This window comes from Novosphingobium sp. FKTRR1, from assembly GCF_020404405.1.
Lineage (GTDB): Bacteria > Pseudomonadota > Alphaproteobacteria > Sphingomonadales > Sphingomonadaceae > Novosphingobium.
Window position 1 is genome coordinate 16481 of record NZ_JAIZDA010000022.1, and the last position, 23102, is coordinate 39582.

A 23102-nucleotide genomic window follows, 5' to 3' on the forward strand; every position below is an offset into this window, starting at 1 on the left:
TCAAATGGTGCGCGTTGCCCCGGTGTGCATTTTTGCGTTTCCGCTACGGCACTGCTGCCACCGGGACCGGTGCAATCAGGCAGGGACGAACGGTTGCGCAGCAATCGGGTGCACAACAGCGCCTGATGCCGATTCGAATCGCCCCGTTTCGGCGCGAGTACGAGCTTCCGCCGGTGGCTCATTTCACGGTGAAGCGAACCTGATCGAGCGTCCGGCCGCCCACATCGCGCAAGGCCAGCAGGTGCGATCCCGGCACCAGCGGCAGTTGCGGCAAGCCTTGCGCGCCTGCAAAATCGCGTCCGTCGAGCGCCAGCCGCAAGTCCGATGCCGCGCCGCTGACCGCCACCCCGATCGACTGGCGCGCGGGCGGAATGTCGGGATCCCAGGCATAGACCGCGCCCGAGACCGGGTTGGTGATGCGCGGGCGGCGGGCAAAGGCGGGAGCGGGCGCCATCAGGCCTTGCGCGGTTCCGGCGATGAACCATTCGCTGCGCGCCGGTTCGCGCGCGCCGGCAAAGCGGACGGTCGAGCCGGTGACGTTGGCCGGGCGCGCCGGTTGCACACCCGGTCGGTCGCGGTGCAGCGCGATCATCACGTCGCGCCAGACCGGGGCCGCGCCGCTGGTGCCCGAAACCGCGCGCATCGGATCGCCTTCCAGATTGCCGACCCACACCGCCACGGTGAAGCGGTCGGAAAAGCCGATGCACCAGTTGTCGCGCATTGCCTTGCTGGTGCCGGTCTTGGCCGCCGCCCAGAACGGCAGGCGCAGCGCGGAATCGACGCCGAACGTACTCGCCCGCGCGCTGGCATCGGACAGGATGTCGCCGACGATCCACGCCGCGCCCGGGTCGAGCAAGTGGCGCACCGGCTCGCCCGGATCACCGGGCACCAGCTTCAGCGGCGACCAGCGGCCCAGATTGGCGAGCGTGCGATAGGCGTTGGCCTGTTGCAGCAGCGTGACCTCCGCCGATCCCAGCGCCAGCGAGAAGCCGTAGTACGAGCCATCGTTCTCCAGCCCGACATAGCCCAGATCCCACAGCCGGTCGCGGAACGGCTGCACCCCGTCAAGCAGCAGCGCGCGCACCGCTGGCACGTTGAGCGAGTTGGCCAGCGCCCGCCGCGCCGAAACCGGGCCCATGAAGGCATTGTCGTAATTGCGCGGCACATACAGCCCGGATGCAGTGTCGAGTTGCACCGGCGAATCGTCGAGGATCGAGGCTGCGGTCAGCCACTTGCGCTCGATCAGTTGCGCATAGAGATGCGGCTTGAGCGTCGATCCCGCCTGCCGGGGGGCGGCGGCGCCATCGACTTGCGCCGCCGTCGAATCCAGCCCGACCCCGCCGACATAAGCCAGCACTTCGCCGTTGGCGTTGTCGACCACCACCACCGCGCCATCGCGCGCGCGCCGGGGGCCAAGCCCCTGCAACTGATGGCGCAGGGCGGTGACGGCGATTTCCTGAATCCGCGCATCGAGCGTGGTCGTCACGGTCAGGCCCGGCCGGGTCAGCAGGTGCGCGGCCAGATGCGGGGCAAGGCCGGGATCGAGGCTGCGCAAGTTGGCGCTGCCGCTCACCGCTTCGGCCAGCGCCTGCAAGGCCGGGCAATCGCTGGCGGGCAGCATCCGGCAGGCGCGGCGGGCGACGCGATCGGGCGGGGCGTCGGCGCTGCGCAGCATCGCGATCATCACGGCATCTTCGCGCCGGTCGAGCGCGGCGGGGGCTTTGCCGAACAGTGCCAGCGCGCCCGCACCCACGCCTTGCGTCTCGCCCCGGAAGGGGGCGAGGTTGAGGTAGGCTTCGAGCACTTGCGGCTTGGTCCAGCGATCCTCGATCGCCCACGCCGCGCGCATCTGGCGCAGCTTGTCGAGCAGCCCGCGCTTGCCGGGGCGGCCGATCTCTGGCCACAGGAATGCGGCGGTCTGCATTGTCAGCGTGGAGGCGCCGCGCGTGCGGTGTCCCCGGATGCCGGCACGCAACCGGTCGCGTGCGCTGGCCAGCAGCGCCAGCCAGTCGACCCCGCCGTGGTAGGCAAAGCGCCGGTCCTCGGCCGCGATCAGCATGTGGCGCAGATCGCGCGGCACATCGTCAAGCCGGGTCCAACCGAGCCTGCGGACGCTGAAGTTGACCCGCACCGCGTCGAGCAGGCGCCCATCGCGGTCGCGCAGCCACGCCTCGCTCGATGGCCAGTCCTGCCGCATCGCCACGAAGTCGGGCACGGCAGGCGGCGCGGTCCGCCAGTCCAGCGCCAGCAGGCCGAGCAGCAGCGCGATGGCCGCAACCCATCCCGCCTGCCGTCGGCGGTGCGGCGGCACGCGGCCTGCAGCGCGCTTCAGGAACCCCATACCGTGACCGGTCCGATCGGCAATTGCGCGCGGATGGCCGGGGCATACATCGCTTCAACCCGCGCGGGCGGCAGGCTGAACGTGCCCGGCGCATTGAGCCGCACGGTATATTCGATCACCGTGGTGCCGCGCGGCAACCAGTCGAAATAGGCGCGCCATGCCTCACGCGTGCTCTCGCGATAGCTCGGCGCCGCGCCGCTCGCCTGTTCGCCCTGCTGGAGGATCGCCGACTGGCCGCCCAGACTGGACAGCACTGTCGCGCCGGGCAGCAAGGGATCGGACAGCACCACTTGCGAGCGGTCGGCATTGGCGTCGATCTGCAGGTGCACCCGCACCACGTCGCCCGCGCTCCACCGGCCGGGATGGCGGGCGGTGACGACTGTGACGCTGCGCGACAGGCGATAGCCCGCCATCAGCGGCTGACGCAAAGGCACAGCGGCGCGCACCGTGACCGTGGCCCACGGCCCGGCGCCGCCGCTCTGGCTCAGTGTCAGCGGTCCGGCGGCAAGCGGGAACGACAGCGGCACCGCCTCACCCTTGCGCGGCCAGTTCACGGTCAGGCCGCGTGTGCCGAGCGCGACGCGGGTGGTGCCGGTGATCGCGCTGGCCGGATAGGCCGCGGCAAAACGGCGGCTGGCGATCACGCCCCAGGCGTTGGCAGGCGTGGTGTCCCAGTGTCCGCGCTGTTGCCGCGCGGCGACGCCGGTCATCAGCCGGGGCACATCGCCCGACCAGCCGGGCTTGCCGATCACCGCGTCGAGCGCCTTGATCGCCATTTCGTCGGCGCCGACCATCATCCACCAGGGCGCATTGGCCTGATCGACCAGATCGAGCCGGGTGCCGGAATAGACCAGACGGCGGCGCAGTTCACCCTCTGCCGCCGCTTTCAGACCTGCTGCATTGGGAGCACGCGGCAGCCGGTCGAGCGCGACGATCCAGTCGGCCAGCGTGGCTGTCGGCATGTCGGCGGGGACCATGTCGATCCGCGCCACCAGCCCCGGATCGGCGGCCCCGGCGCGGGCGAGCGCGGCCAATGCGGCGATCCGCACCGGTCGTTCATCCACCCGCAGCGGTCGGTCGCGCGTCAGCCGTCCTTGCACCACGCGGGTCAGCGCAGCGGTGATCTTGGTCTTGCCATCTTCGGGCAAGGGCAGACCCGCCGCGCTGGTCATCGCCAGAACATAAGCGGTCAGTTCCGCCGAGCCTTGCGCCTGCGCTTCGGGCCAGTAACGCACCAGCCCGTCACCATCGAGATACGTCGGCAAGGCGCCCGCCAGCACGCCCCAGCCCGCCGCATCGCCGGTCACGACGATGCGCGACAGCCGCTGTTCGAAGCAGGTGTAGGGGTAGTCCGCCATGTAGGCGCGCACGCCCGCCAGCGGCGCGGACAGGCTGTCGGTCAAATCGACCGTCACCCGGCCACCGGGCAGCGCGCCTTGCGGCACCGCGATCATCGGTGCCGGATCGCCGACCCGCAGCAGGCTGGCCGCCCACACTTCCTCGGGCACGGCGGGGGCCACATCCTGCGTGGTGGTGACGCTGTCCTGCGCGCGGCCATCGTCGGCCTTCACCTTCAGCGTCCATTTCAGCGGCCCTGCGGCATCGGGTGCAAAGACCCCCCAGCGGACCCGACCCGCGCCGCCTGCCGGAATCGTCAGCGTAAGCGGGCCGGGCCGCGCGATCAGCGGTTCGACCGAGGCTTGCGCGGTGACGGTCATCGCATGGTCCGACCCGTTGCGCAGCGTGAATGCCGCCTCGAAATGATCGCCGGTGCGCACCAGCGAGGGCAGGCCGGGATAGGCCGCCAGATCCTGCGCGGTGCGCACGCTCGCTTCGCCCGTGCCGAACAGTTGCGCGCCTTCGGTGGCGACCGCGACCAGACGGAAGCGCGACAGCGCATCGGACAGCGGCACGGCGACCAGCGCCTCACCCTTGGCATCGAGCGCGACATGGCCCTGCCACAGCAGCACCGGCTGGAAGTTCTCGCGGTTGACCGCACTTGCATCGCCGCCGCCGCCGCCCGCAGCCACGGCCTTCTTGCCATAGTGGCGTTTGCCGACCACCTGCATCTGCGCGGTGGAAGTCGCCACCTCAAGGCTGCGCTCGCCCATCATGGCGCCGATCAAGTCCCAGCTCTTGTTGGGGCTGAGTTGCAGCAACGCCTCGTCCACCGCCACGAACGCCACGTCCGCGCCGCTTGCCGGGCTGCCATCGGGCCGGTGGACCGCCAGCGCGACTTGCGCGGTTTCGCGCACGGCATAGCGTTCGCGCTGCGGCTTTAGCGAAACCGCAAGGCGGTGCGCTTCGGCGCCGACGGCGACTTTGGCCATGCCGATGCGGTAACTGGGCTTGGCCAGATCGACCATCGCGGTGGGGCTTGCCGCATCCTGCCGGAAGAACGGCAGGTGCCAGCGCCGCGCCAGATCGGCAAACCACAGCGCCCAGCCGCCCACGCGGCCGCGCACCGCCATGACCGAGACATAGACATTGGGCGCATAGTCGCCCGGCAGCTTGACCTCGACCACCGGATCGGTGCCCGACAGCGTGGTGACGAAGCTGGACAGCACGCCCTCGCGCTCGACCGTGACCAGCGCGGTCGCCTCGCGGAAGGGCATGCGCACCTGGAACTTGGCGACATCGCCCGCCTTGTACTCGGTCGCTTCGGGGATCACGTCCATGCGGTCGCCGTTGTCGCCGCCGAACCACCAGTCGTCCTTGCCCGCCAGCCAGACCGACTTGACCGCGCGCGCCTCGCGCCCCTCGGCATCCTTGACCCGCGCCACGACCGTCACCTCGCCCGATACGCCCGGCGCCAACTGGCACGAAGCGCGGCCCAGTGCATCGCTGCGCGTGGTGCAGCCGCCAGACAGCTTGGTGATTTTCTCCTGATTGTCATAGGCATAGAAGCCGCCGATCAGCCGCCTGCGCGCCGTTATCGTCTCGCGCGAGTAGAGGTCGATGGTCACGTCCTGCCCGCTCACCGGCTTGCCGTGCAGGTCAAGCACGACCATCTGCAAGCGCAAGTCGTCATCGCGCATCAGCCAGCCGTCGCTGCGCAGGCCGACTTGCAGCGCGGAAGGGTAGAGCGTCAGCACGCGCGAGGCGGTCATCGTCTCGCCGTTGGCATCGGGATAGTCCATCTCAACCGTCAGCGACAGCGGGCGGGTGATGGCCTGATTGATGGCGATGTCGGCGCGTGCAGTACCGTCCGCGCCCAGCGATGCGGGCAGGGTCTGGGCATAGGGCAGGGCGGTTGGCGTTTCGGCCTCGTCGGCGCCCAAAGCGCGGGTGCCTTCCTGCACCGGATCGCCACCAAAACTGAAGGCGTCCCAGCCGCGCGGGGTCGGGAACCACGCGCTGAAGTCGGTGCGCAGCGTTACCGGCATGTGCCCGGCGCCCCCGCCCGACAGATAGCCGACGAACAGCGACAGCGGCACGCTGGCGGGCTGCACCAGCGCGTCCTTGGGGCCAGTGATCGTGGCGCGCATCGTCGGCAGCTTGTATTCGTCGACCTTCACCGTCTGGCCGGTGTCGATGGTGCGATCGCCGACGGTGAAGCTCAAGGCATAGTCGCCCAGCGGCGCGCCGGTCGGAACGGTCCACTCACCGGTGCCCGAACCCATGCCATCGATGGTGGCATCCTGTTCGAACCTGGTGTCCGATCCCTGATGCTGGAATACCAGCTTGCCCGAAAAGCCTTGCCCGAAGGCAAAGCCCGGCCCCACCGGCTTGCGCAAGATGTGCTTGAAGTGGACCGTTTCACCCACCCGCACCAATGTGCGGTCGAATACGGTGTGCACGATCTCGTTGCGCTCGTCGCTGCCGAACGACAGGTCGAAATCATAGGGCGAGATGCCCTTGTTCCAGTTCGACAGGGTGAAGCTCATGTCGTCGCCCGCGCGGGCCGAAACCATCAAGGTATGGTCCGCGCCTTCGTCGCAGCCGGTATAGAGCGAGGCCTTGGGCAATCCGGCGCGGATGGTCAGCGTGCCGTCCGCCCCGGTGCGCCCGGTGACAAGCTGGCGGCCATCGCAACTGTCGCTGATCCGCACCGCAGCGCCCGCCACCGGCTTGGCGCTGTCGAGCGCGGTCACCCACACCAGCGAGGCTTCGCGCCCCCATTTGAAATGCACCGCCATGTTGGTGACCAATGCGCCAGCAGCGACATAGCGCGGCACGTTGCGCCCGAGCAGCGCATTGCCCAGCGCCGGGCTGGCCAGTTCGACCACATGGAAGCCCTTGCCGCCCAGCGGTACGCCGACCACCTCGAACGTCTTGCCCTTGCCCGGCAGGTCAAGCTTGATCGCGCTGCCCTGACCGCCCGTCAGCAGGGGCTTTTCGCCGGTGTGGTTGATCGAGACGGTCGGGGCATCGGGCTTTTCGATGCGCTCGATGTTGTCCTCGCCCGCCTTGTCCAGACGGCGCAGCCAGTCGGCGATCTGCGCATCGTTGTCGGCGATCTTGGCCGATATGCCCGCAACGGAGGTGAACTTGCCGGCCAGTTGCGGTTCGACCGCGCGCACCGTGACGGGCAGGTCGTGCGCCTCGTTCGCCTCGATGATGCCGAAGTTGGCGGCAAACTTGACCAGCGGCGGCGCGGGATCGAACCGCACCGGCAGCGGAAAGCGCGCCGCGTTGGCGAGATTGCGGCCCGACAGGTCGCGGATGCCTTGCGGCAACACCACTTGTGCCTGGCTGTCCGCCGGGAACGGCCCGGCAAAGCTGACCTGGCCGACTTGCGCGTTGTTCTTCTCGTTGTCGTCCAGAGTCGGGGTGCGCTCGCTGCCGTCGGCCAGCTTCAGCCGGATCGCCAGCGCCTGATTGCGGTCGATCGCGCTGGAAAAGCGCAAATGTGCCGGCAGGATCGGGTTGCATCCGGCGCTGCCATTGCTGCGGCTGCATTCGAACGTCGCCTCGAAGGCGTGGCGCACGGTGAAGTCGAACCGCTGATCGCGCCCGGCGGCCTTGCCGGCAAGGTCGGTGATCGCCGAAGGCCAGACCAGCGCCATGTCCTTTTCGGGCGGCAGCGGGCGGCGGCATTTGAGCGCCAGCACATTGCCCAGCGCCGCCTGCGCCCGGCGCGGATCGGAAACCACATCCGGGCTGATCTCGGCCTGGCTGAGGAAATCGTTGCGCCGCCAGTCATCCTTGCCAAGCGCCGACAGCACCTTGAGCGCGGTGTCGGCGGGCAGCACGTCGACGGCGGTCGTCTCACCCACGCCGTCGATGGCGCAGGCGGCGTGCGCGGCGACCGAAGCCGGGTCGGCGCGGTCGTTGGTGGCGACGAGGAACACCTGATCCTCGTCGATCTCGCTGCCCTCCTCACCCGGCGCCAGCACCGCGCGCAGCGACGGCCCGGCGGTGTCGATGGTGAAGCTGCGCTGGCCGATCAGCCGGGTGCCCGATGCCGTCGCCACGCCATCTGTCAGCGTGACCTTGCAACTTGTGCCAGCGGGCAGAGTACGTTCGAAATCGAGCACGTACGTCTGCGGATCGACCCAGTTACCGGTCGAGGCCACCTTGCAATCGTTGGTGACCGGTGCCTTGGCGCGTGGATCGCCCAGCGCCACCATGGCTTGCGAAAAACGGATGGTGAAGCGGTCGATCGCCCCGCTGCCGCTGCCGGTCGAACCGGGCGTGGCCAGCGTCACTTGCGCAGGCAGATCGCCGCGCGCGGTCAAGGGCGCCAGCGCCAGCAGCGGCAGCAGCATCCGCCAGCCGCCCCCGACCGATCGGCCATGCCCGAACTTGCGCGCCATCAGCCTACTCCCCCGGCGAATCGCCGCTGCCCGCCATCGCGGTAAATCGTCCGGTAAGGGTCATCCGCGATTGCGCCGGGCCTGTCCATCCATGGTGCGGTCGCCGGGCTGGAGCCAGCCTTGCTATGTCCGCTGCTTGGCGCGCAGGCGGCGGATCATCTCGTCAAGGAACAGTTGCGCCGCCGTGTCGCGCTCGGGCATGGCGCGGGCGAGCAGATAGATGTCGTAGGACGGTTCGGCATCGCGCGTCAGCAAGGGCCACAAGGTGCCCCTTGCCACCAGTTCGGACGCCGCCAGAACCGGCAGAAAGCCGATCCCGACCCCCAGTGCGATCAGCCGCCGCGCCTCGTGAATGTCCTCAGCCCGGCCGTTGACCACCGCGCCCAGCCCATAGCGCTGGCGCAGGCGGGTGATGGTTTCGAGTTCATCCTCGCCGGTCAGGACAAAGCCTTCCTCGCGCAGCTCGCCAAGCCGGGTAATGCGGCGACCGTAAAGCGGGTTGTTGCGGGCGCAGTAGAGTTGCTGCGCCTCGACGAACAGCGGTTCATAATTGAGGCCGGGGCGCACGCCGCTGTCATAGCCGACGCCGATCTCGGCCTCGCCGCGTTCCAGCGCATTGAGCACCTCACGCCAGGGCGACACGCGCAGTTCGATCTGGATTGCGGGCTGGCGGCGGTGGAAGGTGGCGATTGCCTCATCGAATTCGGTCGAGATGATCGACGAGATCGTGTGGATGCGCACCCGCCCTTCGACATGCTTCACGGCCTGGGCGATCTGGTGCGGGGCCATGCGCGCGGCCTCGAACATGTCCTCGCAGATCAGCAGCAGCGCGCGGCCGGCCCCGGTCAGTTCCACCCCCGCAGCCGACCGGTGCAGCAACCGGACCCCGGCGTGGGTTTCCAGTCGCTTGAGCGCGGCGCTGATGGTCGGCTGCTGGCGGTTGAGACGGCGCGCGGCCGCGCCGATCCCGCCCGCGCGCACGATTTCCACGAAAAGGCGCAGCAGGTTCCAGTCGACTTTGGTCGCGAAGTTGCGGTCGATCCGCTGGGCATGATCGATCGGCGGCAGTGTGTCCGGCAAGCAGGCCCCCAAGTCGGCGTGTCGCAGGCGCATCCCTGCAATACGCTCATGCCATAGATCAGTTTTATGACCATCATCGAAAATCAGTGCCTAGCGTGATGCCCTGCGCTGCGGCAACGCATGTGCAGCATTTCGGCGCAGAGGGGCTCCGCCATGACCAAGCATAACACTTCCGTCCGCAGCGATCGCCGCGGCATGGCAACCGCGACCTCGCTGATCGCCATGTTGTGCGCCGCAGCACCGGCGCTGCTGCCCTCGCTCGCCCACGCGGCTGTGGCAGCCGACAGCGCGCAGACCCCCGCTCCGCCCGAAGCCCTGCCCGGCGCCGATCTTGGCGGCGAGATCGTGGTGACCGCGCAAAAGCGCAGCGAGGATATCCGCACCGTACCGATCAGCCTGTCGGTTCTGTCCGGGGCCGACCTCAAGGACCAGCGCATCGCCAGCTACGATGATCTGAGCCGCGCGGTGCCAGGCGTTGCCTTCAATGCGGTGGCCGGTCAGGAAGGGCGCACCAACATCATCATCCGCGGGATCAGCTCCACCTCGGGCGCATCGACCGTCGGGCTCTATCTTGACGATGTGTCGGTGACGATCCCCAACCTCTATCGCGATGGCGCGATCGACCTGCGCCTGCCCGATATCGAGCGCATCGAGGTGCTGCGCGGGCCGCAGGGCACGCTTTATGGCGACAGCTCCGAAGGCGGCACCATCCGCTTCATCACGATGGCGCCCAACATGACCACGTTCGGCGGCGCCGCATCGGGCGACGTTTCGACGACGCTGCATGGCGGCACCAATTATGCGCTGTCGGGGATGATCAACCTGCCGGTGGTCAGCGACGTGCTGGCGGTGCGGGCGAGCGTCAACTACGTCAACGACAGCGGCTGGATCGATCACTTCACCCCCGCCGGGGTGCGCGATGGCAAGGGCGTGAACAGCGAAAACAGCCTGACCGCGCACGTCACCGCCAAATGGACGCCCGCGCCCGACCTCACGATCACGCCCGCGTTCTTCTATCAACGCGCCAACAATGCCGATAACGCGGCGTTCTATCCCGGTGTCGGCCTGTGGCAGCAGAACAAGCTGGTGGCCGAACCCAGCCACGACACGATGACGCTGGGCAGCCTGACGATCGAAAAGGGGCTTGGCTTTGCCGACCTGACTTCGGTGACCGGCGTGTTCCACCGCAAGGCCAGCCGGATCGAGGACGGCACCTATTTCAACAGCACCGCGTTCGCGCAGTTCTTCCTTGATGCGATCTACCCGGAATATCAGACGCAAAACGACACGGTGATCGCCAATCTGCCGTCCTACGTTCACTACGACACCACGTATCAAAGCTTCAATCAGGAACTGCGACTGGCTTCGAACGCAAGCAGTCCGGGGGCAAGCTGGCTCAAGTGGGTAGTCGGGGCCTATTTCAGCTCGCAAAAGGTGCACAACGTCAATTTCCAGCAGATTGCGGGCATCAATTCCACCTTCAAGAGCATTTACGGCATCGCGATGGAGGATTCGCTGGTCGAGACGACCTTCGGCAATCCCGCGTATGGCCAGCCGGGCGGTGGTGCGGCGATCCCGCTGTTCCCCAACGACATCGACGAGTCCGACGACCGTACCTACAAGCAACAGCAGTACGCGATCTTCGGGCAGGTCGGGATCACTTTCGCGCCTGGCTGGAAGCTTGATCTGGGTGGGCGTTTTGCCCATGCGCACGAGGATTTCGTCTCGGTCGAAACCGGGTTCTACCAGATCGGCAATCTGGGCTACCAGACGGCGGGCCAGCCTGCGTCTGCACCCTATACGCAGGCGGCATCGTCAAACGCGTTCCTGCCCAAGGCGACGCTCTATCATGACTTGAGCGCGGGCAGTTCGGTCTATGCCACCGCCGCCAAGGGCTTCCGTCTGGGTGGTCCGACCGGCCCGATCGTGTTCGGCCCGACATCGGTATGCAATGGCGATTTCGAGGCAATCGGCCAGACCACCCAGCCCACGCAGTTCGCCTCGGACAGCCTGTGGACCTACGAGGCGGGATCGAAGAACGAGTTTCTGGGCCGCCGCCTGCGCCTCAACGTCTCGGGCTTCTACACCGACTGGACCAACATCCAGCAGCAGATCTATCTGCCCACGTGCGGGTACTATTTCACCAGCAATGTCGGCAATGCGCGGATCTATGGCGCCGAACTGGAAGCATCGTTGAAGCTGACCCCGCATTTGCAGATCGGGGCGACGGCCAGCGTCAATCACGCCACGATCACCAAGTCGAACAACCCGACCGACATTGCCGTGGGCCAGCATCTGATCGACGTGCCCGGCGTCACCGCCACCGCATCCGCCAGCTACAACACGCCGGTCAGCGCCGACATCGGGTTCACCAGTCTGGTCAACTTCACTTATACCGGCCATTCGTACGGCAGCTATCAGGCAGCCAATCCCAACTACTACAACCCCGCCTATGGCGTGCTCAACGCCAGTATCGGCTTGATTCACGGGCGCGGACAGGTTTCGCTCTACGTCAAGAACCTGCTCGACAACCGCACGATCATCCAGAGCCCGCAGATCAACACGGTGATCGAAGGCTATACCGTGCATCCGCGCACGATCGGCCTGACCAGCCGACTGGTGTTCTGACGACGATCCGGCCGGACTTGCGGTGGTCCGGCCGGATTTGAAGCGAGGGTTACTTTCCGCCCGCTTTGGCCCCCGCTTTGGCCCCCGCTTTTGCCAGCGCGGCCTTGGGCCACCATGACAGGGTGTGCTGATCGTGCGCGGTGGTCCACACGCCCGAGCGGGTATAGCGCAGCGCGCCGCTGCCCGCAGCCTTGCCGATCCGCGCGTCGATCGCCAGCGATCTGGCGTCGATCACGGCGAACACCTGATCGTCGGTCGTGCGCAGCCAGACTTTGCCCGCCCCGGTGTCGATATCGCCCCATTTCAGGTTGTCGCCCACTTTGACCCGGCCGGTCACGGTGACGCTGGCGGGATCGACGCGCACCAGCGTGCCGTCGCCTTGTTCCTGAACCCAGACGGCGCCTTCACCCGCTGCCAGAAAGCCCGGCGTGCGGCCCAGCGCGACTTTGCCGGTGACGGTGTTGGTGACAGGATCGATGCGTTGGAGCGACTGCTGCGTGGCGCTGACTGCCCACAACGCATCAAGCCCGAACGCCAGATACCAGGTGTCGGGATCGACCGCGATCGTGGCGGTCACCGTGTTGCTGACCGGATCGACGCGGGCGACCGCGCCCTTGGTATCGCTGGCGACCCAGATCGAACCGGCCCCTGCGGCCACGTTCAATTCGCCTTGCGGATTGGCGATGCCGGTCGCAATCGTCGCGGTGATCTTTGCCGAGCGCAGGTCGATGCGGTTGAGCGTGCCGTCCTTGCAATCGGCCACCCACAGCGATCCTTGCGCCACCGCCATTGCGCCGCAGGGGTGCGCCATCGGCACTTCGGCCAGCTTGCCCTTGCGCGACCAGTGTTCGACCCGGCCCTTGTTGGTGGCCCACACGGTCTTGCCATCGACCGCCAGGAAGTCGGCAAAGCCCGGCACGGTGATGACTTGCGCCTGTTGCGCCTGCGCGGCGGTGCAAGGCAAAGCGCAACCGGCAAGTGCCGTCAACAGCATCATCCGCAACGTTTTCATGCCGGTTCCCTTTGGTTTGCGTGCAACAATGTCAGCGCAGAAGTTTCAGGCCAGTATTTTCAGGCGCGCTGCGCGATGTAGGCGCGCCAGCCGCCAAGGCTGGTGATGTCCTGGGCCCCTGCCAGCGCGCGCGGTTCGGCGACAAAGCCCTTCACGCTGGTGCCATCGGCCAGCGTGACCGTGCCGATGGCCAAAGGCGCCGGCACTTCGACGACAAAGCTGCCGAATTCGGCCACGCCCAGTTCGTACACCTCCAGCGCGATCGTGCCACCGGTCTCATCATGCACCAGCGCGGGCTTGGGCGGCACGCTGTCAGCCATGGCATAGAGCCGGTAGGTGGGCGCGGTCTCGAACGCGCCGACGAACGTGGCATTGCGCGACGTCAGCTGCCAGTGCAGCGGCATGTCTTTCAGGTGGGCTCCGACAACGGCGAGTTTCACGGTCTGCATTTTGCCCTCCAGGTCGAGCGGGGGTGGAGATGGGAGATCGGCTGCGGCAAGATAGGCATCGGCGGTTTCAAGCAGCGCGCGGTCGGTGTCGGCTGGGCCGATCAGGGTAATGCCAAAGCCGGTGGCATTGGCGCGCGCGCCGGCGGGCACGGCCACCGCCGCCATGTCGAGCAGGTTCACGAAATTGGTGTAGAAGCCCAGATTGCTGTTGAGGGCGATGGGCGCCGCCGCCAGTTCGGCCACGCGATAGGTCGTGCCCGTGGTCGGAAAGGCCAGCACGTCGATCGAGGCCCACACGCTGTCGGCATGGCGCTTGATCTCGGCGAGGCGGTAGATGCCGTTGAACAGTTCGACCGCGCCCTTGTCCCAGCCTTGTTCGACGACCGCGCGCACGGTCGGGTCCACCGCATCGGGGTCGGTGGTGAGCAGACCGGCAATCGCGGCCGTCCGCTCGGCCACCCATGGCCCGCCATAGAGCAGTTGCGCCGCCTCTTGCAGCGGGGCGAGGTCGATCTCGACGATGGTGCCAAGCGACGCCAGATGTTCCAGCGCGCGGTCATAGAGGTATTCGGATTCGGCGTCGCCGAACCAGACGCGCTGGCTGCGGCGTGGCACGCCGATGACCTTGTGGCCGCGCGGGGCATCGGCCAGTGGCTTGGACCATGGATCGGCGGGGTCGAAGCCCGCCAGCACGTGATCCACCAGCGCGGCATCGGCGGTATCGTCGGTGAACACGGTGACGCAATCGAGCGTGCGGCAGGCGGGCACCACGCCGCGCGTGCTCCAGCGGCCCTTGCTCGGCTTGAACCCGATCAGGTGGTTGAACGCAGCGGGCACGCGGCCAGAGCCTGCGGTGTCGGTCCCCAGCGCGAACGGCACCAGCCCCGCCGCCACCGCGACCGACGATCCCGAACTCGATCCGCCGCTGACATAGGCAAGGTTGGAGGCGTTGCGCGGAATGCCATAGGGGCTGCGCGTGCCGACAAGGCCGGTGGCGAACTGGTCAAGGTTGGTCTTGCCCACGCACAGCGCGCCCGCTGCCAGCAGCCGTTCGGCCACGCCTGACGATGCCTCGGGGGAATAGGCGAAGGCCGGGCAGGCGGCTGTCGTTGCGAACCCGGCAACGTCGATGTTGTCCTTGGCCGCAAAGGGTACACCGGCCAGCGGCAGCACTTCGCCCGCCGCCACCCGCGCGTCGATGGCGCGTGCGGCTGCCAGCAGATCGTCGGGCGCGGCCCGGCTGATCCAGATCTGCGGCTGGATGGCGTCATAGGCGGCGATGCGGGCGAGCGTCTGCTCGGCCACCGCGACGGCGCTGGTCAGACCCGAATTGACCGCCGCCGCGATGGCGACGGCGCTATGGCGAACGGGGGCGGTCATGCGTCACTCCTGAGCGCGAGCATCGGCGCGCCGGGTTGCAGGGACTGGCGCTCGGCAATGTAGAGCGCGGCGATCGTGCCCGCGGCCGGGCTTTGCACGGGGCATTCCATCTTCATCGCCTCGATGATGGCGATCGTCTGGCCCGCTGCCACCGTGTCGCCCTCATCGACCAGCAGCTTCCACACGCTGCCGCCGAACGGTGCCTCGACCAGCGTGGCGCCTTCGGGAACCGCGATTTCGCCCACCGGCGGCGCATCGGCCTCGGCAAGGTCGGTCACCCGATCGAATTCGCCGCGCCGCTGCCAATCGGCGCGTTCCTCATCGAAGGCAGCCTGCCGGCGGGATTCGAACGTGGCGATGCCTTGCGCGTTGTCGGCAAGATAGGCGCGGTAGTCGGCCAGCCGGAACTCGGATGGCTCGATCCGGATCGAGCGACGGCCGCTGGGAAAGTCGCGGCGCCATTCGACCAGTTCCTCGGCGCTGACCGGGTAGAAGCGGATCTGGTCGAAGAACCGCAGCAGCCAGGGCTTGCCCTCGATGAAGGCGTCGGTCTGGCGATAGGTGTTCCACACCTGAAGGGTCCGGCCGAACAACTGGTAGCCGCCCGGCCCCTCCATGCCATAGATGCACATGTAGGCGCCGCCGATGCCGACGACATTGGGCGGGGTCCAGGTGCGCGCGGGGTTGTACTTGGTGGTGACCAGCCGGTGGCGTGGATCGACCGGGGTTGCAACTGGCGCGCCCAGATAGACATCGCCCAGCCCCATGACCAGATAGTTGGCCTCGAAGATCAGGTTCTCGACCGCCGCCACATCGGGCAAGCCATTGATGCGGCGGATGAACTCGATGTTGTCCGGGCACCACGGCGCATCATCGCGGACCGCGCCGATGTACTTCTCGATGGTCTCCAGCGTGGCCGGATCGCGCCAACTGAGCGGCAGGTGGACCACGCGCGAAGGAATCGTGAAATCGGCAAGGTCGCCCAGCCGTTCCTCGGCCGCGATCAGCATCGCCAGCGCGGCGGCCTGATCCATCTGCACCCCGTCGAAATGCAGTTGCAGCGAACGGATGCCGGGAACGATGTCGATCACGCCGGGCGCTGCCAGCCGCTCCAACTCGGTCATCAGCGCGTGGACGCGGATGCGCAGCTCGATATCAAGCACGATCGGGCCGTATTCGACCAGGATGTTGCGGTCGCCCTGCTGGCGATAGAGCGTGCGCGGACGGCCGGGCGCTTCGGCGATTTCAGCGAGAATCGGCGAGAGCGCGGCGATCTCGCGCGCGGGGCCGGGTTGCCCGGTGGTGCCACTGTCGAGCAGCGCGTGCTGGTCGGCGGCGGCTTGCGCGGCATCGGCGATGGTCACGGGCACGAAGCGCAGCCGGTCGCCCGGCACAAGCTGGCCGATCTTCCAGCGATCCGCCGCGATGATCACGAACGGGCAGACGAACCCACCCAGCGAAGGGCCATCAGGACCAAGGATGATCGGCATGTCGCCGGTGAAATCGACCGCGCCGATGGCATAGGCGTTGTCGTGGATGTTCGAGGGGTGCAGCCCCGCTTCGCCGCCGTCCTTGCGCGCCCATTGCGGCTTGGGGCCGATCAGGCGCACCCCGGTGCGGTTGCTGTTGTAGTGGACCTGCCAGTCCGCCGACACGATCATGGCGATGTCATCGGGGGTGAAGAAATCGGGTGCGCCATGCGGGCCATAGAGCACCCGCACGGTCCATTCTGTGGGCAGGGCGGGCAGTTCGCTTGCCTCCAGCGGCGCGCGCGTTGCCGCACCGGCCAGATGCAGCACATCGCCCGCCACCAGCCGACGCGCGGCATGGCCGCCGAACTGGCCGAGTTCGAAAGTGCTGCGGCTGCCAAGGTAGGGCGCGATGTCGAGCCCACCAGCCAGCAGCAGGTAGCCGCGCATGCCGCCGCCGGTGGCGCGGCCCAACTCCAGCGTCTGCCCGGCGGCCACCTCGATCACCTGTCCGCGCGGCACGGCCAGTCCATCGAGCGTGGCGCCGAAATCGGCTCCGGTCAGGCAGATGCGGGCGGGCGCGGCGAAGGCCAGTGTCGGGCCGGTCACGGTCATTTCCAGCCCAGCGGTGCCCTCGGGATTGCCCAGCAGGCGGTTGCCGAGGCGGAACGACTGGTCGTCCATCGGCCCCGACGGGGGCACGCCCACCGCCCACAGCTTCTGCCGTCCCGGCCAGTCCTGTACGGTCGTGGCGGTGCCGCCGCTGATCACCCGCAGGCAGTGCGGCCGGAACGCGATGGCATCGAGCGCGCGGGTCGAGACTTCGCCGCTGACGAAGGCGTCCGAGCGCACCACCTCGCGCAGCCAGCGCAAGTTCGTCTCGATGCCGTCGATGCGGCTTTGGCCGAGCGCGGTCTGCATCGCGGTGATCGCTTCGGCGCGGCTGGGGGCATGGACGATCAGCTTGGCCAGCATCGGATCGTACCATGCGCTGACCGTGCTGCCAGCCATGACCCAGGTTTCGGTGCGGATATCGGCCGGGAACTCCACCGCCGTCAGTGTGCCCGAGGTGGGGCGATAATCGAGCGCGGGGTCTTCGGCATAGAGCCGCACTTGCACCGCATGGCCTTGAGGCAGGGCGGGCGCTGCGTCCATGAAGCTGAAATCGCCAGCTCCGCCGCGCACCATCCATTCGACCAGATCGATGCCCATGACCGCCTCGGTCACGCCATGTTCGACCTGCAGGCGGGTGTTCATCTCAAGGAAGAAGAACTCGGCGCGGTCCGCATCGTACAGGAACTCGACGGTGCCCGCCGAGCGATAGCGCGCTGCCTCACCCAGCCGGATCGCGGCGGCATAGAGATCGCGCCGCACCGTTTCGGGCAGCAGCGGGGCTGGGGCTTCCTCGACCACTTTCTGATTGCGGCGTTGCAACGAGCAGTCGCGCTCGCCCAGCGCCACGATGCGGCCCGCGCCATCGCCGAAGATCTGCACTTCGACATGCCGCGCGCGCCGGACATAGCGTTCAAGGAACACGCCCGCGTCGCCGAAGTTGCTCTGGCCCAGCCGGGCGACGGCGGCAAAGCCATCGCGCACGGCGGCTTCGTCCTCGCACACCCGCATGCCGATGCCACCGCCGCCGGCGGTCGCCTTGAGCATTACCGGATAGCCGATCTGCTGCGCGGCCAGCACCGCGTCGGCTTCACTGGTCAGCAAGTTGGAACCCGGCGCCAGCGGCACGCCGTGCCCTGCGGCCAGCGCGCGCGCGCTGTGCTTGAGGCCAAACGTGCGGATGTTGTCGGGCGTCGGGCCGATGAACACGATCCCTGCGGCCGCGCACGCCTCGGCAAATTCGGTGTTTTCGGCCAGAAAGCCATAGCCCGGATGGATCGCGCCCGCGCCCGTTTTGCGCGCGGCGTCAAGGATCGCGGCGATGTTGAGGTAACTGTCCGAGGCCGCCGCGCCGCCGATGCACACCGCCTCATCGGCCTGCGAGACATGCAACGAGGCTTCGTCGGCGTCCGAATAGACCGCGACCGAGCGCAGGCCCATCGTCCGCAAGGTGCGGATGATGCGGGTGGCGATGGCGCCCCGGTTGGCGATCAGGACCGTGTCGAATGCGGGCACAGCGTTCACGCGGTCACGATCATGCGCACGGGCGTCGGGTTGAAGCCGTTGCAGGGGTTGTTGATCTGCGGGCAGTTCGACACGACCACGATCACGTCCATCTCGGCGCGCAAGTCGACCGTCAGGCCCGGCGCGGAAATGCCATCGACGATGCCCAGCGCGCCATCGGGTTCGACCGGCACGTTCATGAAGAAGTTGATGTTGGCCACGATGTCACGCTTGGTGCGCCCTTCGATCAGGTTCGCCTCAAGGAAGTTCTCGACGCAGGCGTGCTGCGCCTTGGTGTGATGGCCATAGCGCAAGGTATTGGATTCGCACGAACAAGCGCCGCCGATCGTATCGTGATAGTCGACCGAGGTGTCGGCGATGGTCATCATCGGCCGCCCTTCGTTCGAGCGCAGGACCGTGCCGGTGCGCAAGAACAGGTTGCCCTGCGCCGCAACGGTATCTTGCGCGCTATAGCGTTCGGCATCGTCGGCTGCGGAATAAAGCAGGAAGTCGACGGCCTGATTGCCTTCCAGATCGACGATGCGCAGCGTCTGCCCGGCGGCAACGTGGTGCAGCCAGGGCGCGCGGGCGGGGACGATGGCGTCATGGATCACGGCGCCCGAAAGGCCGGACAGATGGGGATCGGTGGTCATGGTGGCCCGTCCTTGTTCAGCGGCGGAAATAGTCTTCGACGTTCAGGAAGGCGCGCAGGCCCTCTGGCGTCGCGGTGCGGATGGGGTCGTCGAGCGGGGTCACCGGCCCGCGCCACGCGGTCGCGCGCAGCGGGGTGACGGTATAGTCGGGCCGGGGATCGAGCACGTGCGGGCAGTTGGCGATCACCACGATCACTTCCATCTCGGCGCGCAGCACCACGCTGCGGCCCGGCGCGAAGGGGCCTACCACCGGGGTGATCGTGCCATCGGCCTCGATTTGGGTGCCCTTGAACAAGTTGACGCAAGCATGCACGTCGCGCCGCCCCAGCCCATGCTTGGCAGTGCCGAGCAGGAACCGGTCGCGCCCGTTGGGGTAGGGGCCGCTGTTGCTGCCATTGCCATATTTTGCGGCGTTGGTGGCCGCGTTCGAGGTTCCGGCAAAGCAGTCGTGCGTTCCGGCGTCGTCCGCGGTCAGGCTCATCAGCACGCGGCCCATGTCGGACAGCAGCAGCTTGCCCTGCCCCAGATAGGCGTTCCACTGTACCTTCACCGTGTCGGCAAAGCTGAGCCGTTCGGTGGGCATCTCGGCGTTGAAGATCAGCAGCGAGGCGCAGGCATCGCCGTGCAGGTCGATCAGCCGCAACCGCCCCCCGCGCGGCAGACGCCGCGTGGCATAGCCGCCAGCCGCGATGGTTTCTTCCCACAGCAGATCGGCGGTGGCGACATCGGCGGGCAGGTCGCTGGCCACCGGCGGCAGCAGCGGCATCGCCTCGACCACGGTGCCGCCCATGGCGCGGGCATGGTCGCGGGCGGCCAAGGGGTTGGCCAGCTTGTTTGCGAGCGTTTCGGTCATGCAGCCGCTCCTTCGGATGAACCCTGGCCCGGCTCCTGTTCGTGGAGCGGCGGCAGCAGGGCGGTGGTGGTGACAAGTTCAAGGTGCTGGACGCCGCGCACCCGGCGCAGCGCATCGGACAAATGCTTCAGCCGGATCGCGGGCCCTTGCACCAGCAGCACTTCGAGCGACTGGTCGTCTTCAAGGAACACGTGCTGGGTCGAGATCACTTCCTTGAGGTAATCGGTCTGGGTCTGCGCCAGTTGCTGGCGGACCCGGCCCCGGTCGCCCCGGTAGACCAGCGTGATCGTTCCCGCGAGCAACTCGTCGGGCCGGGTCAGCGCTTCGTGCGCGGCCAGCGCCTGGCGGATCAGCTCGGCGATCAGTTGCGAGCGCGAGGGGAGCTGGCGCTCTTCGACCATGATGTCGAGCTTGCGGAACAAGTCGGCCGGAAGGCTCATGCTCAGCCGCGCAAGGCTGGTTGGTTCGGTGCTCATCGGCGGTCCTCTCTCAGCTTGCGCCGGTCGTTTCGCTGGCGCTTTGGGTATCCGCCGCAGCCTGCGCTGCCTTGTCGCGCAGCGGCAGATCGTAGACCGCCGTGGCGCCGAAGCGGTGCGGTGCGTGCGGATCATGGCGGCGCTTGTCGAGCGCCAGCACTCGGGTGCCGAGCGTGAAAGCCTCGCGGATATCGTGCGTGACCATGATGATGGTCAGCGCATAATCGCGCCACAACCGGGTGATCAGCGCGTGCATGTCGGCGCGGATGCCGGGATCGAGCGCGCCGAACGGTTCATCGAGCAGCAGGATGCGCGGCCGCTTGATCAGCGCCTGCGCGATCGCCAGCCGCTGTTGCATGCCGCCCGAAAGCTGCGCCGGGTACAAGTGCAGGCTGTCGGCAAGGCCGACCGCTGCCAGCATCTCGGTCGCCTCGGCCATCGCCGCGCGGCGGGCGCCGCCGAACAGCCGCGCCAGCAACGGCGATTGCGCGCACTCCAGTCCGAACACGGTGTTGCCCAGTGCGGTCAGGTGCGGGAACACCGAATAGCGCTGGAACACCACCCCCCGGTCGGGTCCGCATTCGGGCGCCAGCGGCACGCCATCGAGCAGGATCTGCCCGCGCGTCGGCGCTTCCTGTCCGAGAATGAGGCGCAGCAGGCTGCTCTTGCCCGCACCCGATGGCCCGATGATCGAGACGAACGATCCCGCGGCCACGTCCAGATCGACCTTTTCGAGGACGATCTTGTCGCCGTATTCGACCCACACGTCGCGAAGGGAAAGGAGCGCGCTCAATGGTTTGCTCCATGTGCCCAGCCGAACATGCGCTTGCTGAGGAAAGCCAGCGTCACGTCCATGACGATCGCCAGTATGGCGATCCACGCGACGTAGGGGATGATCACGTCCATCGACAGATAGCGGCGGACAAGGAAGATGCGGTAGCCCAGCCCGACGTCCGAGGCGACCGCCTCTGCCGAGATCAGGAACACCCACGCCGGGCCAAGCGCCAGCCGCAGCGCCTGCAACAGGCGCGGCATCGCCTGGGGCAGGGCGACGCGGATCATGATCTGCCAGCTGTTGGCGCCCAGCGTCTGCGCCTTGATGATCTGTTCGCGTGGCAGCGCGGTGACGTGGGCGGCGATGTCGCGGATCATCACCGGGGCGATCCCGATCACGATCAGCGCGACTTTGGCGGTGTCGCCCAGCCCCAGCGCGATGAACAGGATGGGCAGCAGCGCGATCGGCGGGATCACCGCGATCCCGGTCACCAGCGGGCCGAACGTGGCGCGCATCGGCGGCAGCACGCCCAGCACCAGCCCGACGACCAGCGCCATCAGCGTGGCGATGCCAAGGCCAAGCCCCAGCCGTTGCAGGCTGGCCAGCGTGTCGGCCCAGAACAGCAGGTTGCCCGAAAGCGGATCGGGCTGGAAGATCAGCGCCGACACCGCCTGCACCATGCCGCCGGGCAGCGGCAGGATCTTGTCGGCCGGGTTCACCGCATGGCGCTGCGCGGCCATGAACAGATAGAACAGCACGATCAGCGCGATCGGCACAGCGCCCAGCGCAAAGCGTTGCGAGGGGCCGATCTGGCGGTTCACCCAGCGCATGCGGCGTCCTTTGTGGTGGTTGCTGACGCGTCCATGCGCTTAAAGCTTCCCGTCGGCGGCCAGCTTCATGAAGCTGTCGTCAAAGCGCAGCGTCACGTGCGCCGGATCGCCCAGCGTCTTGCCAGCGGGGAAGGACATGCCCACCGCGTCGGCCGACGATGCGCCCTTGAACAGGCCCTTGGAGAAGCTGAAATCGCGCACCCGCGTCATCGTGGTGATCAGCGACGGATCTTGCGTGGCCGCCACCGCCGCCTTGGGATCGGCATAGAGGAACGTCGTCTTGAGCTGATTGTCGAACGTCTCGGCGCTCGCTCCGGCAAGCTTGGCCATTGCCGCGCGCGCTTCCTTGCCCTTGGCGTCCTGCCGCTGCATCAGCGCCACGGTTTCGTACCAGATGCCGGTCAGCGCCTTGCCCAGGTTCGGGTTGGCCTTCAGCGTGGCGGTGTCGACCACCAGCAGGTCAAGGATTTCGCGCGGAATGTCGGCGGAACTGAACACTTGCGTGACGCCGGGCTGGGCCTTCATCACCGAAAGCTGCGGGTTCCACGCGACAGCGGCCTTCACGTCGGGGCTGGCAAAGGCGCCGACGATATCGGCGTCCGACGTGTTCACCGTCTTGACGTCGGTCAGCGACATGCCTGCCGAATTGAGCGCGCGCGCCAGCAGGTAGTGCGATACCGACAGCTCGACCAGATAGACCTGCTGGCCCTTGATCGCCTGCAAGCTGTTGGCGCCTTTCAGCAGGACGCCGTCGTTGCCGTTGGAATAATCGCCCATGATGATGGCGCTGGTGTCCTTGCCACCGGCGGCGGGGATGGTCAGCGCGTCCATGTTGGCCACCGTCACGCCGTCGAACTTGCCGGCGGTGTACTGGTTCACCGATTCAACGTAATCGTTGACCTGAACGATGTTGATCTTGATGCCGTACTTGTCGGCCCACTTCTTCACGATGCCGGCCTGCTGGGCATAAGGCCAGGGCATCCAACCGGCATAGATCGACCAGCCGATGCTGAATTCCTGCCGCTTTTGCGAAGCGGCGTCCGGGGACGGCGAACAGGACGCGGCAAGCAATGCCGGTGCCAGCAGCGCGAGCCTTGCGGCCCTGCCTGCGATGGTCCTGCGTGTCATGGATCTGGCCAGTATGCTGAGCACGAGTCTGTCCCCTTTCGCACTGCAGCATCACGGCGGAATTCCCGATTGTCCACTTCCTATTATTACGATTGGACGCCTTTGTAATAAAAATGGGGGTTGCCCCTAGGGGTTAAATATCTGATTAAAAACA

At 67.4% G+C, this 23102-nt stretch carries 13 protein-coding genes; 1 reads left to right on the forward strand and 12 read right to left on the reverse strand.

Features of this window, described 5'->3' with window-relative positions; translation table 11 throughout:
• Positions 1 to 178: 178 nt before the first annotated feature.
• The 3 genes from pbpC to LDN95_RS17250 form a co-directional block, all read right to left on the reverse strand.
• Positions 179 to 2341, reverse strand: a complete 2163-nt coding sequence (gene pbpC, locus LDN95_RS17240; RefSeq protein WP_226018815.1) for a penicillin-binding protein 1C — start codon at positions 2339 to 2341, stop codon at positions 179 to 181.
• A complete protein-coding gene (locus LDN95_RS17245) occupies positions 2329 to 8100 on the reverse strand; it encodes an alpha-2-macroglobulin (protein WP_226018816.1) in 5772 nt (1923 codons plus the stop codon). The genes pbpC and LDN95_RS17245 overlap by 13 nt, the downstream gene beginning before the upstream one ends.
• A gap of 123 nt (positions 8101 to 8223) precedes the next feature.
• Entirely contained in the window at positions 8224 to 9180 is a 957-nt protein-coding gene (locus tag LDN95_RS17250) for a LysR family transcriptional regulator (protein WP_226018817.1), read from the reverse strand.
• 153 nt (positions 9181 to 9333) lie between these two features.
• Between LDN95_RS17250 and LDN95_RS17255 the strand changes: the two genes are divergently transcribed.
• Complete coding sequence (locus LDN95_RS17255; RefSeq protein WP_226018818.1) at positions 9334 to 11808, forward strand: TonB-dependent receptor; 2475 nt, start codon at positions 9334 to 9336, stop codon at positions 11806 to 11808.
• Between the two features lie 49 nt (positions 11809 to 11857).
• Here the strand turns inward: LDN95_RS17255 and LDN95_RS17260 are convergent, their stop codons facing one another.
• The 9 genes from LDN95_RS17260 to LDN95_RS17300 are packed head-to-tail and all read right to left on the reverse strand — an operon-like array spanning position 11858 to position 22948.
• Positions 11858 to 12820: a YncE family protein gene (locus LDN95_RS17260; RefSeq protein ID WP_226018819.1), complete on the reverse strand. Its 963-nt coding sequence runs from the start codon at positions 12818 to 12820 to the stop codon at positions 11858 to 11860.
• Between the two features lie 59 nt (positions 12821 to 12879).
• Complete coding sequence (atzF, locus tag LDN95_RS17265) at positions 12880 to 14649, reverse strand: allophanate hydrolase (protein ID WP_226018820.1); 1770 nt, start codon at positions 14647 to 14649, stop codon at positions 12880 to 12882.
• Entirely contained in the window at positions 14646 to 18245 is a 3600-nt protein-coding gene (uca, locus tag LDN95_RS17270) for an urea carboxylase (RefSeq protein ID WP_370631710.1), read from the reverse strand. The genes atzF and uca overlap by 4 nt, the downstream gene beginning before the upstream one ends.
• 5 nt (positions 18246 to 18250) lie before the next feature.
• A complete protein-coding gene (locus LDN95_RS17275) occupies positions 18251 to 18886 on the reverse strand; it encodes an urea amidolyase associated protein UAAP2 (RefSeq protein ID WP_226018822.1) in 636 nt (211 codons plus the stop codon).
• Between the two features lie 16 nt (positions 18887 to 18902).
• Positions 18903 to 19739 (reverse strand): urea amidolyase associated protein UAAP1, encoded by an 837-nt coding sequence (locus LDN95_RS17280; RefSeq protein ID WP_226018823.1) that lies wholly within the window; start codon positions 19737 to 19739, stop codon positions 18903 to 18905.
• Entirely contained in the window at positions 19736 to 20215 is a 480-nt protein-coding gene (locus LDN95_RS17285; protein ID WP_226018824.1) for a CopG family ribbon-helix-helix protein, read from the reverse strand. Before LDN95_RS17285 ends, LDN95_RS17280 begins: the two co-directional genes overlap by 4 nt.
• Before the next feature lie 13 nt (positions 20216 to 20228).
• A complete protein-coding gene (locus tag LDN95_RS17290; protein WP_226018825.1) occupies positions 20229 to 21008 on the reverse strand; it encodes an ABC transporter ATP-binding protein in 780 nt (259 codons plus the stop codon).
• The gene (locus tag LDN95_RS17295; protein ID WP_226018826.1) at positions 21005 to 21820 is read right to left on the reverse strand and encodes an ABC transporter permease; all 816 of its coding nucleotides are present in this window, start codon (positions 21818 to 21820) and stop codon (positions 21005 to 21007) included. The genes LDN95_RS17290 and LDN95_RS17295 overlap by 4 nt, the downstream gene beginning before the upstream one ends.
• Positions 21821 to 21859: 39 nt before the next feature.
• The gene (locus LDN95_RS17300) at positions 21860 to 22948 is read right to left on the reverse strand and encodes a putative urea ABC transporter substrate-binding protein (protein ID WP_226018827.1); all 1089 of its coding nucleotides are present in this window, start codon (positions 22946 to 22948) and stop codon (positions 21860 to 21862) included.
• Positions 22949 to 23102 lie beyond the last annotated feature (154 nt).